Source organism: Listeria farberi (assembly GCF_014229295.1).
Classification (GTDB): Bacteria; Bacillota; Bacilli; order Lactobacillales; family Listeriaceae; genus Listeria; species Listeria farberi.
The window spans coordinates 53,459-70,543 of sequence record NZ_JAARZL010000007.1; the positions used below are offsets into that span (position 1 = coordinate 53,459).

Annotated in this window: 13 protein-coding genes; all 13 read left to right on the top strand. The window is 37.0% G+C overall.

From position 1 onward, the window contains the following. Nucleotides 1-221: 221 nt before the first annotated feature. The 13 genes from HCB38_RS14230 to HCB38_RS14290 all read left to right on the top strand — a co-directional run bounded on the left by HCB38_RS14230 (nt 222) and on the right by HCB38_RS14290 (nt 17,018). Nucleotides 222-2,393 (top strand): glycoside hydrolase family 3 N-terminal domain-containing protein, encoded by a 2,172-nt coding sequence (locus HCB38_RS14230; protein ID WP_185638852.1) that lies wholly within the window; start codon nt 222-224, stop codon nt 2,391-2,393. After that, complete coding sequence (locus tag HCB38_RS14235) at nt 2,390-5,650, top strand: 1,2-beta-oligoglucan phosphorylase (protein ID WP_185638854.1); 3,261 nt, start codon at nt 2,390-2,392, stop codon at nt 5,648-5,650. Before HCB38_RS14230 ends, HCB38_RS14235 begins: the two co-directional genes overlap by 4 nt. A gap of 47 nt (nt 5,651-5,697) precedes the next feature. Continuing rightward, nucleotides 5,698-6,663, top strand: coding sequence for a LacI family DNA-binding transcriptional regulator (locus HCB38_RS14240; protein ID WP_185320016.1), 966 nt, complete (start codon nt 5,698-5,700; stop codon nt 6,661-6,663). Between the two features lie 59 nt (nt 6,664-6,722). Continuing rightward, nucleotides 6,723-7,706 (top strand): Gfo/Idh/MocA family protein, encoded by a 984-nt coding sequence (locus HCB38_RS14245; protein WP_185320017.1) that lies wholly within the window; start codon nt 6,723-6,725, stop codon nt 7,704-7,706. Between the two features lie 114 nt (nt 7,707-7,820). Next, nucleotides 7,821-8,189 carry a GntR family transcriptional regulator gene (locus HCB38_RS14250; protein ID WP_185320018.1) on the top strand — a complete coding sequence of 123 codons (369 nt, stop codon included), beginning with the start codon at nt 7,821-7,823 and terminating at the stop codon, nt 8,187-8,189. Beyond that, on the top strand, nt 8,182-8,862 hold the full coding sequence (locus HCB38_RS14255; RefSeq protein ID WP_185638856.1) for an ABC transporter ATP-binding protein: 681 nt from the start codon (nt 8,182-8,184) through the stop codon (nt 8,860-8,862). Before HCB38_RS14250 ends, HCB38_RS14255 begins: the two co-directional genes overlap by 8 nt. Continuing rightward, entirely contained in the window at nt 8,855-9,628 is a 774-nt protein-coding gene (locus HCB38_RS14260; protein ID WP_185638858.1) for a hypothetical protein, read from the top strand. The genes HCB38_RS14255 and HCB38_RS14260 overlap by 8 nt, the downstream gene beginning before the upstream one ends. Before the next feature lie 42 nt (nt 9,629-9,670). Beyond that, on the top strand, nt 9,671-10,966 hold the full coding sequence (locus tag HCB38_RS14265) for a DEAD/DEAH box helicase (RefSeq protein WP_185320021.1): 1,296 nt from the start codon (nt 9,671-9,673) through the stop codon (nt 10,964-10,966). A 134-nt stretch (nt 10,967-11,100) separates the two neighbouring features. After that, entirely contained in the window at nt 11,101-13,779 is a 2,679-nt protein-coding gene (locus tag HCB38_RS14270; protein WP_185620019.1) for a sigma-54-dependent transcriptional regulator, read from the top strand. A 155-nt stretch (nt 13,780-13,934) separates the two neighbouring features. Then, the gene (locus HCB38_RS14275; RefSeq protein ID WP_185620017.1) at nt 13,935-14,240 is read left to right on the top strand and encodes a PTS sugar transporter subunit IIB; all 306 of its coding nucleotides are present in this window, start codon (nt 13,935-13,937) and stop codon (nt 14,238-14,240) included. A gap of 72 nt (nt 14,241-14,312) precedes the next feature. After that, the gene (locus HCB38_RS14280) at nt 14,313-14,615 is read left to right on the top strand and encodes a PTS sugar transporter subunit IIA (RefSeq protein WP_003722196.1); all 303 of its coding nucleotides are present in this window, start codon (nt 14,313-14,315) and stop codon (nt 14,613-14,615) included. Nucleotides 14,616-14,636: 21 nt separating this feature from the next. Then, nucleotides 14,637-15,722, top strand: a complete 1,086-nt coding sequence (locus HCB38_RS14285; protein ID WP_185638860.1) for a DUF871 domain-containing protein — start codon at nt 14,637-14,639, stop codon at nt 15,720-15,722. A gap of 231 nt (nt 15,723-15,953) precedes the next feature. Next, entirely contained in the window at nt 15,954-17,018 is a 1,065-nt protein-coding gene (locus tag HCB38_RS14290; RefSeq protein WP_185638862.1) for a type I restriction endonuclease, read from the top strand. The last annotated feature ends 67 nt before the right edge of the window (nt 17,019-17,085 follow it).

A 17,085-nucleotide genomic window follows, 5' to 3' on the forward strand; every position in this document is an offset into this window, starting at 1 on the left:
TTTTTAAATTATAGAGATTAACTGTTGTGTATCAATGGTTTTCGGTAGTGAGAAACTTGTTGAATGGATTTTTTTGGAAACGAGATAATATAGAAGAAATAGAAAAATCGGATGTTTTCACCATGTGAATGTTAGTTTTGGTTGACTAAAGAAAAGAAAGCGCTTATACTGTTGTTATATTTGAATAGAAACGTTTCGAAAAATGTGTGCAGGAGGTTCCTATGAAACAAGAAAAAGTACAAGAATTAGTTAGTCAAATGACCTTAGATGAAAAAATCGCTCAATGTCTTCAACTTTCGCCTTTTCTTTTTAAAGGTACAAGCAAAAATACAGAACTAACTGGGCCACTTCTTCAAGAAATGAAATTAACGGATGCGCATACTGAAAATGCGGGTTCGGTACTTGGATCAAGTTCGGCACTTGATATGATTGGAATTCAAGAAGCTTATTTAAAAACGAATCGATTAGGAATTCCGCTTGTTTTTATGGCGGATGTTATACATGGTTATAAAACGGTTTTTCCTATTCCACTTGCACTTGGTTGTTCTTTTGACCGGGAGACTGTTCGAGTGATGGCAGAAGTTTCGGCGCTTGAAGCAACGGCAGATGGGCATCATGTCACTTTTTCACCAATGCTTGATTTAGTACGGGACCCTCGGTGGGGACGTGTGATGGAATCAACTGGTGAGGATCCATTTTTAAATAGTGAACTTGGAAAAGCAATGGTAGATGGTTACCAAGGTGATGCGAGTAAACTACATGAAAACTTGGAGCAGATGGCGGCATGTGTCAAACATTTTGCGGCTTACGGGGCTGCGGAGGCTGGACTGGAATACAACACAGTTAATATGTCTACGCGCGAACTATATCAAAATTATCTACCAGCTTATCATGCAGCAATTCAAGCCGGAGCTAAATTAGTTATGACAGCATTTAATGTGGTGGACGGGATTCCAGCAACAATGAACAAATGGCTTAACCGAGATGTACTACGAGGTGAAATGGATTTTGATGGTGTACTTATTTCTGACTGGGGCGCTGTTGCCGAGGTAATTAATCACGGAACAGCCAGAAATCCTAAAGAAGCTGCACAGTTTTCGATGGAAGCAGGCGTTGATTTAGAAATGATGACGACTTGTTATATCCATGAATTAAAAGGTTTAATTGAAGAAGGCAAATTATCCGAAAGCCTTTTAGATGAAGCAGTACTTCGGATGTTAACTTTAAAAAATGATTTAGGACTATTTGAAGATCCATATCGCGGATTAAAAAATAACGACCGCACAAAAGACATTTTAACCGATGAAAGTCGTGGGAAAGCTCTTGCAGCAGGCGTTGAATCCGCTGTGTTATTAGAAAATAAAAACCAATTACTTCCACTGGCTAAAGAAGCAAAAATTGCCTTAGTCGGTCCGCTTGCAACGTCACCTGATATTCTCGGCGGTTGGAATGTATACGGCGAAGAAAAAGATGGTATCAATGTTGAAACAGGTTTGCGTGAAGTATTTGAAACAGTTGAGATCGTTTCAACAGGGTACACTGAATTGTCAGAAGAAGACAAAGCAGCAGTGAAAGCGACAGTACAGAATATGGATGTTGTCGTGCTTGCTCTAGGTGAAAAAAATGAATGGGGCGGTGAAGCAGGAAGTCTTGCTACTATTCGTTTACCAGAAGCACAATATCAATTAGCAAAATTCGTCCAAACACTAGGAAAACCAGTCGTTATTACATTATTTAATGGTAGACCGCTCGAAGTGAAAGAATTAGCAGAATCTAGTGATGCGCTTCTTGAATTATGGTTCCCAGGAACAGAAGCAGGTCGTGTCACTGCAGAATTATTAAGTGGTACAAGTAATCCTTCAGGGAAATTATCCATGTCCTTCCCGCAAACAACGGGTCAAATTCCGGTTTATTATAATCATTTACGCACTGGACGACCACAAACACCGGAAAATAAAGGTGAACGCTATGTGTCGCATTATCTTGATATACCAAATGAACCACTTTATCCATTTGGTTACGGAAAAAGCTATAGCGAATTTGCACTGAAAACGGCAGAACTTCCGACAGAATTAAACCTAGGCGAATCGCTTCATGTGGAAGTAACTATTAAAAATACGAGTGAAATTGCTGGAAAAGAAGTAATCCAAGTGTATTTACAAGATGTGACAGCGAGCATTTCGCGTCCTGTCAAAGAATTAAAAGCTTTTGAAAAAGTAGCGCTTCAAGCTGGCGAAGAAAAAACAGTTACATTTGAATTAACAAGCGAGGCATTTTCATTCTATAACCATCAACTTGAAAAAGTGCAGGAACCGGGGCTTCACCGAGTTTTTGTTGGAACTAGTAGTGAAGATGTAGACGTTTTTGAAGTGGAAGTGGGTGGATATGTGTGACAATGTTAAAAGAAATTAAAAAAGCGGATTTATCAGCCGCATTTTATCCGAGCGGAGAGCTTGCTTGGCTAAAATGGAAAGATATTATGTTAAATCAAGTAATTCAAAATCCATTAGAGAATCGTCTGTCGCAAATATATGTACGCGCGCATTTAGGAGATAAAATAGAAATTTATCCACTACTTAACAGAGATGCGGAAGTTAGTTTTAATGAAAACGGTGTGGAGTATCGCGGTGTAGTTGGACCATTTCGTTATAACGTGCAAATGCATTTTCACCCGCGCGGTTGGTTTTATGATGTTACAGTGGACGGGGATTTGGAGTTTGATCTTGTTTACTTACAAGACTTAGGGCTTGCAGAACAAGCGGCAGTGAGAACAAATGAAGCTTATATGTCGCAGTATATTGATTATCATGTGACAGAAGACGCGACTGGTTTCACGGTTCAAGCCCGCCAAAACCAACCACAAAATGAGCGTTTCCCAGCAGTTCAAATTGGAGCATTAACGAAAATTGTAGGGTATGCAACAGATGGTTTTGATATTTATGGAACTAATTATAAACTGACTAGCGAACTAACTAACCTTAAGGGGAAATCATTGCCAAACCGAGTCTACCAATATGAATTCGCTCAAATTTCCTTACAAACAGAGCTATTTACTAATCACGGTGAAACAAGCTTTTACGGGTATGCAACAGAAAATCAACCAAAAGCATCTGGAGCACCAATCGAAAATTTAGCAGAACTAAAAAGTAATATTTCCAAGCAACCTTACCAACCAAGTACTAAAGCTATACTAAATAAACATATAGGAACTCCAATTACCGGCGAAACAATTTCTGACAGCTGGCTCCAAGAGAAATTCCCGGACCGGATTCAAGAAGAACAACAAAACGGCGCGCTGCTTTCCTTTTTCACACCAAACTATGCACATGTTGTGATGCGCGAAAAAGAAGTAGAATTAGAACGCCCACATGGCAGTATTTTGCTTGATAAAGTCGATGTGTTAAATCCAGAAGCGACTCTTTCGGCAACAACGTACATGTATGGGGCATTTTTATCACAATTAGTTGCTGGAAATACGAATATGAACAAATGGAATAGCCATGCTCGTAATCCGCTTAATATTCTTCAAACAAGTGGATTAAGAATTTATATCGAGTTAGATTCCGAACTTCGACTACTTGGCGTACCGTCTGTCTGGGAAACTAGTACGAATTACTCGACTTGGTATTATCAGTGGAACGGCGACCTAATCACGGTGCAAACGACATTAACTGCTGAAAGTAAAGAGGCATTCGTCACCGTTCATTCGGAAAAAGGTCACTCATATAAATTAGTCTTAACAAATCAAGTAACTATGGGAACAAATGAATACGATACTACCGTGAAAAAAGAAATTAAAGATGGAATCGTCACTTATTTTCCAGCAGAAGACTCGCCGATTTTAGAAACCTATCCGGCACTTCAATTCCGCGTAGATGGAACTTATAATGAATTGACTGACGAACGTTATTTTGCGAAAGAATACACAGGAACAGCAGGTTTGGATGTGTTTGTTTTTGAACCAAGTGATAAAGCGACTTTCCACGTTCAAGCAAAACTCACCGATGAATTTTCGAAACCAACGGAGGATTTAGAAGCAAACAACAAAGTAATTCGCGCTAGCTATGACGAATTAACTGCTCAGTTCCATTTAAATCATCAAAGTACAACAGCGGAAAAGTTAAATTTAACGGTTTATTGGTATGCACATCAAATGTTAGTACACTATGCCTCGCCGCATGGGTTAGAGCAGTATAGCGGGGCGGCTTGGGGTACGCGTGATGTGAGTCAAGGTCCATTTGAATTTTTCCTTGCAACGGGCAATAAGGCTGTTTTACGTAAGCTAGTGTTGACGATTTTTTCTCATCAATATCAAGATACTGGTGATTGGCCACAATGGTTTATGTTTGATAAATATACATCGATTCAGCAAGAAGAGAGCCATGGTGATGTTATTGTTTGGCCTCTGAAAATTATTGGTGATTACTTGGAAATGAGCGGAGATACAGGGATTTTAGAAGAAGCTATTCCTTTTGTTGACCGCGAATCTAAAACCTTTACAAAAGAGCAAGGAACTCTTCTTGAACACATTGAACTCGCAGTAGAAACAATCGAAGCACGCTTTATGAAAGGAACGGCTCTTTCTAATTACGGCGATGGTGATTGGGATGACACACTTCAACCAGCAAATGCAAAGCTTAAGAAAAACATGGTGTCCAGCTGGACGGTCGCGCTAACTTATCAAACATTTAGACGTTTAGCTGCATTCTTACCAGTAGGTGAGAAATACGAGAGGCTAGCAAAAAATGTTCAAGCGGACTTTACGAAATATATGACAAATGATACCGATGTTATTCCAGGCTTCCTATATTTAGAAGAAGGAAAAGCGCCAGTTTGGATGATTCACCCGGAAGATAAAGAAACGAATATTAAGTATCGCTTAATTCCACTTACGCGCAGTGTCATTGCCGAATTAGTCGATAAAAAGCAAGCCAGTCGTAATTTTGAAATTATTGACGAGCATTTACTTCATCCTGATGGCGTAAGATTAATGAGCGAGCCAGCACATTATGCTGGTGGCGTGAGCACTCATTTTAAACGAGCTGAACAAGCAGCCAATTTTGGCCGAGAAGTTGGTTTGCAATACGTGCATGCGCATATTCGTTATATTGAAGCCTTAGCTAAAATTGGCGATAAATCCGCTTGGCATATGCTTGATGTCATTAATCCAATTAATATTAAAGAAGTTGTTCCAAATGCGGCACTTCGTCAAAGTAACACTTATTTTAGTAGTTCTGATGCAGCATTTTTAGATCGCTATCAGGCGCAAAATGAGTTTAGTCGCGTGAAAGAAGGCAACATTCCGGTGAAAGGCGGCTGGCGGATTTATTCTAGCGGTCCAGGAATCTATTTACATCAGTTAATAAGTTCTGTTCTTGGTATTCGACAAACAGAATATGCGCTTATTTTTGACCCAATTTTACCAGAAGAACTGGATGGGTTAGAATGCCATATGGAACTAGATAATTATCCATTAGATATTACTTTTGAAAGTGCCGATGAGCCTGGAATTATAGTTAACGGTGAAGCACAGCCTGTTGAAAATGAAGCGAATCTATACCGAAATGGCGCGCTCATCTTAGCGAAAAAGAACTTAACGACAAAATGTTCACAAATTACGATTAAATTTCAAAAAAATAACCGTCTCTAAGGTTGTTTTGTGTATAATAAAAGAAAACAGAAAAGGATGCGATTCATGTGGTAGGAATCAAAGATATCGCGAAAAAGGCAGGGGTTTCCATTTCAACAGTATCCTACGCGCTTAATGGCAGCCCGAAAGTAACCGAAAAAACGCGAAAACGAATTATGACCATCGCAAATGAATTGAATTATATTCCCAATATGGCAGCGCGAACGTTAAAAACAAGAGAAACAAAAATTATCGGCGTTTATTTAACGAATTACGGCGGAATTTTTTACGGGACTTTACTAGAAGGTTTAACGAAGACGCTATACAAACATGGATATGAACTAATTGCTTGCAGTGGTACAAAAACACACCGTTTTTTACCCGAGAAAATGATTGATGGCGCTATTATTTTAGATGCAAATTTTCCTTCAAGTGAGATCATTAATTATGCCAATCGTGGTCATAAATTAGTTGTGCTTGACCGCGAACTTACCCATGAGAACGTGAGCCAAGTCCTTCTAGATAATAAAGGCGGCGCAACACTAGCAATTGATTACTTATCAACTAATTTTAAAGGTGACTTCTATGTCATTACCGGCCCGGAAGATTCTTATGATGCAAGAGTCCGTCTAGAAACAGCAAAACAAGAACTGGCTCGTTCGAATGATAAAAAAGTGCATATTATTGAAGGTGATTTTTCCGAAGAGAGTGGTGAAAAAGCAGCGGCAATTATTGCTAAAGGCTGGAAAGCACCTGTATCCGTCTTTGCTTTAAACGATAATATGGCGATTGGGATGTATCGTTATTTTGCTGGAACGGATTTAGAAATTGGCAAAGACGTGCGAATTATTGGCTTTGATAATACGGATATTAGCGAATATTTAGTGCCGCGTCTAGCTACTATCGAATACTCGAAGTACAAATGGGGAGCAGTGGCTGCGGATAAACTTGTCGAACTTCTCGAGGGTGAAAAAGCTGAAAATGAAATAATCTATACAACTAGAATCAGTGGTCCATCTGTTTCAAACAGTTAGTACGCTTTTTTCCTTATTTTAAGGTATACTTAAGATAAAATGAAAGGAGCTGTTGGCTAATGAAACTAGGAATTATGGGAACGAACTGGATTACGGATTCTTTTATTGAAGGCGCAATTAATTCAGGCGAATGGAATTTAACTGCTGTTTATTCAAGAACAGAAGAAAAAGCACGCGCATTTGGAGAAAAATACGGCGAGTTAACTTATTTTACAAATATCGAAGAAATGGGAAAATCAGATGCGCTTGATGCTGTCTATATTGCTTCTCCCAATGCGCTTCATTATCAGCATGCAGTGAGCTTACTGAAAAATAAAAAGCATGTTATTGTAGAAAAACCGATTTTTTCTACCGTAGCAGAATTAGAGCATGCGCACCAAATTGCTCGTGAAAACAATGTCTTTTTATTTGAAGCAGCACGCCACATTCAAGAACCAAACTTCAAACGATTACAACAAAACATTGAAAAAGTTGGCACAATTCACGGCGCAACACTTGCTTACATGAAGTATTCTTCCAGATACGATCAAGTTTTAAACGGAGAAGAACCAAATATTTTCTCGTTGAAATTCTCTGGCGGATCGATAGTTGACTTAGGTGTCTATCCATTATATTCAGCAATTACACTATTTGGTGAACCCATTAAAGCAACTTATTTTGCAACGAAATTACCAACTGGTGTAGACGGACTTGGGCCAATTGTTCTTGAATATCCATCCTTCAATATCACTATCATTCAAGGAAAAAATTCACAATCCTTCTTACCAAGTGAAATCTACGGTCAAAAAGGAACATTAATTGTAGATCCACTTACAGGAATTGAAAAAATTACTTTTTATGATAATGCGACAAAAGAAGAAACAGAACTGGCTGGTCCAGTTGTCGCTAATGATATGCAATTTGAAGCAGCTGAGTTTGCAAGAATTATCGAACAAGGGGACCGAGATACATACGAATACTTGGCCGATTTAAGCTTAAAAGTATTACGTGTTTCAAACGAACTACGCCACCAAAACGATATTTGGTTTGACGCAGAAAAATAATGTTGAAGAGCTAGAAACCCTCGCGATTTCTAGCTTTTTTTATTCTTGACAAATACTTTCTCACAAGTGTACTATTTACTTAATACACTAGTTTCGTTTAAAAAGGAGGTAGCGATGAATCCGACTTTTCATACAGATAAACCAATCTATAGTCAAATCGTCGACTGGATGAAAAAACAAATGATTACAGGTGAATGGAAGGAGGAGAATAAGTTGCCTTCTGTTCGGGAAATGGGCGTAATGCTTGCAGTAAATCCTAATACCGTTAGCCGTGCTTATCAAGAGTTAGAACGAGCGGGTTATATTTATGCAAAACGCGGAATGGGGTCATTTGTCACTTCCGACAGAGCACTTTTCGACCAATTAAAAAAAGAGTTAGCAGATGAAATTACAAATCGCTTTTTGGAAGAAGCGAAAAGTATCGGTTTAGATGATCAGACAGCAATAGAATTACTAATAAAAAGGAGCCGCAACCATGGATGAAAATCTTATTACAATCACGAAATTAACGAAAAAATATCGAAAAAGAAAACCATTAAATGACATTAACCTCTCTTTTAAAAAAGGGAAAATCATCGGGCTACTTGGTCCGAATGGCGCGGGAAAAACGACTTTGTTAAATGCCATATCTGGTCTGCTTAAACCAACATCAGGAACAATAAACTTAGCAGAAAACAGCAGAATCGCCTATTTACCGAGTGAAGATTTTCTGCCTAATATGGTTATTCGTGACTATTTTCAAATTTATCGGAGCTTTTTTCCGGATTTTGACCAAGAAAAAGCAAAACAAATGATTCATTCAATGGGAATCAACGTAAAAGAAAATACCAAATACTTATCCAAAGGCAATGCTGCAAAAGTAATGTTGGCACTTATTTTATGTCGAGATGTAGATCTTTATTTGCTGGATGAGCCATTTTCAGAAATTGATTTGATTTCGCGCGATGACCTAATTAAAAGCATCGCGACGTTTCTTAAAGAAGATGCAACTCTTGTTGTCACAACACACTTAATCCAAGATATGGAAATGATGTTTGATGAAATTATCTTTTTGAAACGAGGCAAAATAATCGAGCAAATAGACACAGAAACACTTCGGGAAGAATACAGTAAATCAGTGGTGGATTACTATCGGGAGGTATTTGGGCATGCTTAAAGCACACTGGAAATTAGAATGGAACTCGCATCGTTACATATTTTTTGCAACTTTTGTTGGTTGGCTGATTAGTTTACTTATTGGCCTTTTTTCTAAATTAGGAAATGGCTTATCTGAGCCGCTTGTAATGGAATCAGATATAGACGGAGTTGTATTTGGGTCCGGCGATGGTGTTTTCATAGCTTTAATAGGGTTTGTTGGTGCTAGTTGGTTACTTATTTGGTTACTTTTATTTTTGGCAGCAGCTCGATCTGGGATTTACGATGAAAACCGTTACTTGTTTTTTCAAACAGAAATACCTATTTGGAAAATTCTATTGAATAAATTAATCATCGTCTTAATCGAAACGGCTATTCTAACGGCTGGGGTTCTTGTGATTATAATTAGCTTGGCGATAATAGGTGGCGCAGAGATGTCTTTTTCAGTAATATTAAATATCATTTTTGATACTTTTTTAGCGATGGGTCTTAATACTTTTTCTTTAGTATGTATCCTTTTTTTAGCAACAGCTTTGAGTATGGTACCAGTCAATGGTTTCCGCGTTGGTTTTATGGGCGCGTTAGTCTACTTTGTACTAATTAACGCCATTCAAATATCTATCGGAACAGATTTTTTACCTAAAAGTAGCTCAGAAATCCATTTTTATTATTCCCTTTTTTCAAGTGTTCATTTTAATTTTATCCAGCTGGGTTTTAATCTTTTGATGGCTCTTGTTTACATTTTTCTAGCAACAAAAATTCTAAATAAAAGTGCAGACTTGCAGTAAGCATGGTATGATACAGAGAAGAACTAATAAAGGAGTCGGGTCATGACAGAATCAAATATCCCTAGCTTTTGGGCGGAAAAATGGAAAGAACATGGTTATGAAACGCCAACTGAGATTCAAAGTGCGATGTACCAACCAATTAAAGACGGGGCTGATGTACTCGCAGTGTCACCAACTGGAACGGGGAAAACAGTCGCTTATGCACTGCCAACTCTTGAAAAAATAGAAGCAATTCCAAAAACGCAATGGCTTGTTTTAGCGCCATCTCATGAATTAGTTATGCAAATCACGGAAGTAATCCGTTCGTGGTTACCAAGTGATGAACTCACAGTAATCTCTTTAATCGGGGGAGCCAATGTAAAACGGCAAATCGAAAAATTGAAGAAAAAACCACAAATTATCGTAGCCTCTCCAGGTCGTGCACTTGAACTAATCAAACAAAAGAAAATAAAAATGCACGAAATTAAAACGATTACTTTGGATGAGTGTGACCAATTACTTCGCCAAGAGAACTTCAAAAGTACTCTAGAAATAGTTGAGAGTGCTGTGCGCGATCGTCAATTGACATTAGTATCCGCAACAAAACTGGAAAATCCTGAAGCCTTTTTCTTACAAACAGAAAAAACACCAGTGATGCTTGAAGTAACAGCAAAACCAGAAGAATTAACGAACGTAGAGCATTTATACATGGATGTAGAGTCACGCGATAAAGCGACTCTGCTGCGCCGAATTTCTCACATAAAAGATATGCGAGGCTTGGTTTTTGTGAAAGATAAACCACGCATGGAAATTTTATTAGAAAAACTACATTATGATAAAGTAAAAGCAGCTGGAATCCACGGCGAAATTCGTAAAGAAAAACGCAAAAAATATTTGGACGACTTTAAAAAAGGCACGTTAACTTATTTAATCGTAACAGATGTTGCGGCCCGTGGACTAGACATAGAAGATTTACCATATGTGATTCATTATGACTTAGCAGCAAGCGAAAAAGAGTATACGCACCGTTCAGGTCGTACTGGACGAATGGGAAAAACAGGTACGGTGATTACCTTTGCCAACCCTCGTGAAATCAGAACGTTAAAACAATATTTAACTATCCATCATCTAAAAGGCAAACAAGTTCGATTTTATCAAGGAAAACTTCTCGACGGAGCAGTTCCAGAAAATAAAATTGCCAAAAAAGCAACTAGACCACCGAAGCAAGTTCAAAAAGGTAAAAAAGAAGAAACGAAAAAACCTTTCCGTAAAGAAAAGTCTACCAGTTCTTCTAAAATAACAAGGAATAACAAACCGAATAAAACTAATAGAAAACCAAATAATTTTAAAAAATCATAAACTGTGCTGAATGTTTTTCTTTCTTGATAGATAGAAAAGCATTCGCGCTTTTTTTTACTTAATTTTTATCGTTGCGAGTATGCTATTTAAAAAGGTATAATGGAAATAGAGAGTTTTAAAAAGGAGTAGAGTAGATGTCTAGTAGAAAAGAAGAAGTCCTCCAACTTCTAAATGGAAAAGAAGAAAAAGTATCTGCAGCGGATGTCGCAGAATTGCTTCAAATGGACCGAGCAAACGCTAGTCGTTATCTAAATGATCTTTTTAAAGAAAAAAGAATAGACAAACTTCCTGGGAAACCAGTATTTTATCAGGCACTAAAAACTACTTCTAAAGCAGAAGAAGTAACAGGGATCTATCAAGAGTCTGCATTTGGAAGATTAATTGGGTCAGAAGATAGCTTAAAAGTAAGCATCCAACAAGCAAAAGCGGCGATACTATATCCCCCAAATGGACTTCATAGTTTGATTTTAGGTCGGACTGGGACAGGGAAATCCCTTTTTGCGGAATGTATGTATCAATTCGCGAAAGAATCTGAGACTATTCCCGCTGATGCGCCATTTATATCCTTTAATTGTGCCGATTATGCGCAAAACCCGCAACTTTTATTCGGTCATATTTTTGGTGTTATAAAAGGAGCATACACAGGAGCAGAAGAAACTCGTGAAGGTTTACTAAAAAAAGCAGATGGCGGTATTTTATTTCTAGATGAAATTCACCGTTTACCTCCAGAAGGACAAGAAATGCTCTTCACTTTCATTGATAAAGGCGAATTTCGGCCACTTGGAGAAAGCGCTAACGTTCATCATGCGCAAGTGCAAATCATTGGTGCAACAACAGAATCACCAGATAACTTTTTACTAGAAACGTTCACTAGACGTATTCCGATGACTATTACCTTGCCATCCCTTGCTGAAAGAAACTTAGAAGAACGTTATCAATTAGTCGAGTTTTTCTTAAACCAAGAAGCAATCAGACTGCATCAATCCATTCGCGTACACCGAAAAGCACTCATTGCCTTTTTACTTTATCATGCAAGCGCCAACGTTGGTCAATTGCAAAGAGATTTAAAATTAGCCTGTGCCAAAGCATTCTTACATTATAAAACAAAAACGGCCAATTATATTTTAATCGAACAAGATGACTTACCTATTCACGTCCAAAAAGGCTTGCTACATTTAAAAGACGAACCAGAAAAATTAAACCGCTTAATTGACGTTAATAAAGCGATTTTTAAATTTGTTGATACAAGTGATGCCTCTGCTGAAGTGGAAGATGTGCACGATGTTTACCATGCCATCCAAGAAAAAGCAGACCAGTTAATGAAAGAAGGTAAAGACCAAAGTGAGTTAGAAGAAGCGCTTTATGTCGATGTGGATCAATATTTCCACGACTATATGGTCCAATTACCTACCCACCAAACAGCCAAAGAAATTATCGCGCCAGCAGTTTGGGAATTAACAGAAAAAGTTTACACAATGGCAGAAGAAAAATTAAATCGTAAATATAATGAAAAAATGAAATTCGCTTTTTCCTTGCATTTACAAAGCACGATTGAACGAGTTCGTGAACAAAAACATATTATTCATCCTGATTTAAATAATATCCGTAAAAAATATCCAAAAGAATTCCAAGTCGCAATTGATCTATCCGCATTGATTGAACAAGAACTTAGCATTGAGATTCCTTTTGATGAAATCGGATTTTTGACAATGTTTTTGACAGAGGAAGTAGTAGATACAGCGCTTTCTCAGGAAAATCAAGTTGAAGTAATAGTCATGATGCATGGCAGGTCCACTGCAACAAGTATGGTCGAAACCGTGCAAGAGTTACTAAGCATTGAAAGCGGAATTGCCCTCGATATGCCTCTAACAGTTGAAGTGAAAGCGATGTATGAAAAACTAAAACAAACCGTCATTAAATTAAATCCTGTCAAAGGTGTGTTGATACTTTCTGATATGGGTTCACTCACTTCATTTGGGAATATGCTTACAGAAGAACTCGGTATCCGCACGAAAACGGTAACAATGGTCAGTACACCTGTAGTGCTTGAAGCAATGCGAAAAGCATCTTTAGGTCGTGGCTTAGAAGATATTTACCAAAGCTGTGAGCAATTATTTGAAAATAAATATAAAGCGCATGTATTAAGAGCTAAGCCAGTGAAAAATGCTGTCATCTTTACTTGTTTTACTGGTGAAGGGGTAGCTGAACAACTGCGCAAAGTCGTAGCGCCAATTATTGATGAAACAAAAATCGAAATTATCGTTTTACAGTTCTTGCATAAAGAAGCTTTCAGAGAGCGGATTGATCAACTGATGGAAGAGTATAATATTCTAGCAATTATGGGTTCAGTTGCTTTTGAATATCGTGATATTCCATTCTTTAGCGCACTTGAAGTACTATCAGAAGGCGGTTTAGGAATTGTTTCCAGAATTTTAAACGATGAAGTACCTTATGAAAAATTAATCGCCTCATTAGAAGGTAATTTACAAGCCGTGAGTTCTGCTGAACAACTTGTTTATTTCCTCAGAAAAGTGATTTCAGAACTACAGCTGCAACTTAATGTAATTCTTGAATCGGGTGTAGATATCGGTATGATTCTTCACTTAGCTTTCCTAATTGAACGTGTTAAACTAGGCGCGGTAGATAGAGAGTTCCCAGATTTAAATGAATTTGCAAAAAATCATATGGTTGAAATGCAGATTACGCAACAAATGATGGAAAATGTTGAAATTGAGTATGATATCGTTATCCCACAATCAGAAATTGCTTATTTAACTCAGATGATGCTCTCTAATCAGGTAGAAGTAAACTAGAAAAAAACCTGCCAAGTGTGTATTGTCTTACACACTTGGCTTTTTTACTTGTGTAAGTGGAAAGTTCGAACGGAAGCAACTTATAACAAGAAAAGTTGGCACATATCTTGCATATTATATATACGTGCAGCTTTTCAAACGGGGAGGTTTATGAAATGAAAAACATCATGTTAGTATGCTCGGCCGGTATGTCCACAAGTCTTCTTGTAAAAAAAATGACAGAAGCTATCGAAAACAATCAGGTAGATGCCACTGTAATAGCAGTTGCAGAAGCTGATTTTGATAAGTATAAAGGCAATGTAGACGTCGTTTTACTTGCTCCACAAGTTCGTTTTTTAGAGAAGAATTTGAAACGGGTACTGGATCCATTAGGTATTCCAGTTGCAATTATTAATGGGATTGACTACGGGACAATGGACGGCGAAAAAGTGCTAAATGATGCACTAGCAATGATTAACTAATCACCTCAAGTTTAGATACTGCTTGAAGAGGAAAAAGACACAGTTTTGATAAATGAAAAGGATGTGTAAACAATGGAATTAGAACAAACAATTATGCAATTAATCGTACACGGGGGTAACGCCAAGAGTGATGCAATGTTAGCAATCGAAGCGGCAAAAAAAGGGGATTTTGACGTTGCAGATGAGCAAATCAAAAATGCAGAAGCGGCACTACTTGAAGCGCATCATTCACAAACTTCATTAATTCAAGGGGAAGCGCGCGGTGAAAAAGCAGAAGTTTCTTTGCTTTTAGTACACGCACAAGATCACTTAATGAATGCTATTACTTTTAAAGATTTAGCAAAAGAAATTGTTGATTTATACCGTTCTAAATAAGCTTTTGAAGGGATGATTTAAATGAGAAAATTAGGAATATCCGTATTTCCGCAACACGTAGCGCTTGAAGAATCATTAGAATACATTGAAACAGCTGCAAAATATGGTTTTAGCCGCATTTTCACGTGTTTGATTTCTGCTAATGACGAAGCGGAATTTGCTAAATTAGAGAAAATTTGCAAACGCGCTAAAGAACTAGGATTTGATGTTATTGCTGATGTTGATCCGACTGTATTTGAATCGTTAAATATCACTTATAAAGAATTAGATCGCTTTAAAGAACTTGGTTTAGCAGGGCTTCGTCTTGATTTGGGCTTCTCTGGTTCAGAAGAGGCTGCTATGTCATTTGACGATACAGACCTAAAAATCGAGCTAAACATCAGTAATGGTACTCGCTACGTGGAAAATATTCTATCATACCAAGCAAACGTAGGAAATATTATTGGTTGTCACAACTTCTACCCAAGAAAATATACTGGTCTTTCTAGAGAACATTTCTTGCGTACAAGTAAGCAATTCAAAGACTTAAACTTACGTACAGCCGCTTTCGTTTCTTCTAACAGCGGCGAATTCGGCCCATGGTTTGTTGTAGATGGCGGGCTTCCAACAATGGAAGAACATCGTGGCGTGGACATTACGGTTCAAGCGAAAGATCTTTGGAACACTGGTCTTATTGATGATGTCATTGTAGGTAATATGTTCGCTTCAGAAGATGAATTACGCGCTTTAAGCGAATTAAACCGCAATGAATTACAACTCGCTGTTGAATTTTTAGATGGTGCAACAGATGTGGAAAAAGAAATTGTCTTAACACAAAAACATTTCAACCGTGGCGATGCTTCCGAGTATGTTTTACGCTCGACAATGACCCGTGTTAATTTCAAACAATTTGACTTCCCTGCACATGACACAAATACCATTGCAAAAGGCGATGTAACAATCGACAACGACGGCTACGAACGCTACAAAGGCGAAATGCAAGTAGCCCTTCAAGAAATGGAAAACTCAGGCAATACCAATATTGTTGCTCGAATTGTTCCAGAAGAGCGTTATTTACTAGATACCATTCTACCGTGGCAACATTTTAGATTGGTTGAGAAGAAATAAAATTTTAAAAAAGCAGAAATTCTCTTTTATATTAGAGGGTTTCTGTTTTTTAGTATTTATTTTTTGTGAATTATACCTATTTTTTAATCCATAAATGTGTATTTTAACACTTGATATTTGTGATATTTTAAAAAGAATAGACGGATAAAGAAATTTATATTACACTTAACTTGTTTGAGCGGTTATTCCATTTAGAAATAAATGTGAATAATAATACATAAATAGGAGACGATGAAAATGGATAGTGAAACGCTGTTATTAGATGTAAAAAAATTAGGAGAAAGAGTATCTGCGCTTAAGGATTCAATCACAACAGAAGAGGCGACTAAAACATCATTAATTATGCCTTTTTTTCAATTGTTAGGATATGATGTCTTTAATCCGCTTGAATTTTCTCCAGAGTACATTGCAGATGTAGGGATAAAAAAAGGGGAGAAAGTAGATTATGCTATTTTAAATAATAACAATCCCATTATTTTAATTGAAGCGAAATCTATTAAGGAAGATCTAAAAAACCATGATTCACAGTTATTTAGATATTTTGGAACTACAACAGCTAAATTCGGAATTTTAACTAACGGGAATGAATATCGATTTTATACTGATTTAGAAGAACCGAATAAAATGGATAAAACACCGTTCTTTTCCTTTGTGCTCACAGAAATAAAAGATGTTCAAATTTCTGAAATTTTTAAATTCCAAAAAGAAAATTTTGATGTAGACAATATTTCAAAAGCAGCATCCGATTTAAAATATCTTAATTTTGTCAAAGAATTTTTGACTAAAGAGGTTAATGATCCAAGCGAAGAATTTGTTAAATTTATTCTTGGAGAGATTTATGATGGAATGAAAACAAAAGTAATTATTGATAAATTTACCCCTGTTGTAAAAAGAGGATTTAGACAATTTATTGCAGATCAAGTGAATAGTAAACTAAATGCAGCGCTTAATACATCTGTTTCAGTAGAAGAATTAGAAGTTCCTCAAATAGAAGTAAATGACGATGAAGAAGATATTATTACCACTGAAGCAGAAATTGAAGCATTTACAACAACTAAATTATTACTCAAGGATACTATCGATACTTCTAGAATCTTTTATAGAGATAATAAATCTTACTTTAACATAATTATAGATAATAATATTAGAAAATGGGTTTTAAGATTATATATGAATAATGCAAGAACTTATTTTGTGATAAATGACGAAGGAAAAACTACAATAGAGATTGTTGATGTGATTGACATTTTTAATCATGCAGATAAGATTATTCCAGTAGTGGAAAGATACTTATAAATTGATACAGCTATATATAATAAGGCACATATAGGATGGATATTTTATCTTAGCATTCCTATATGTG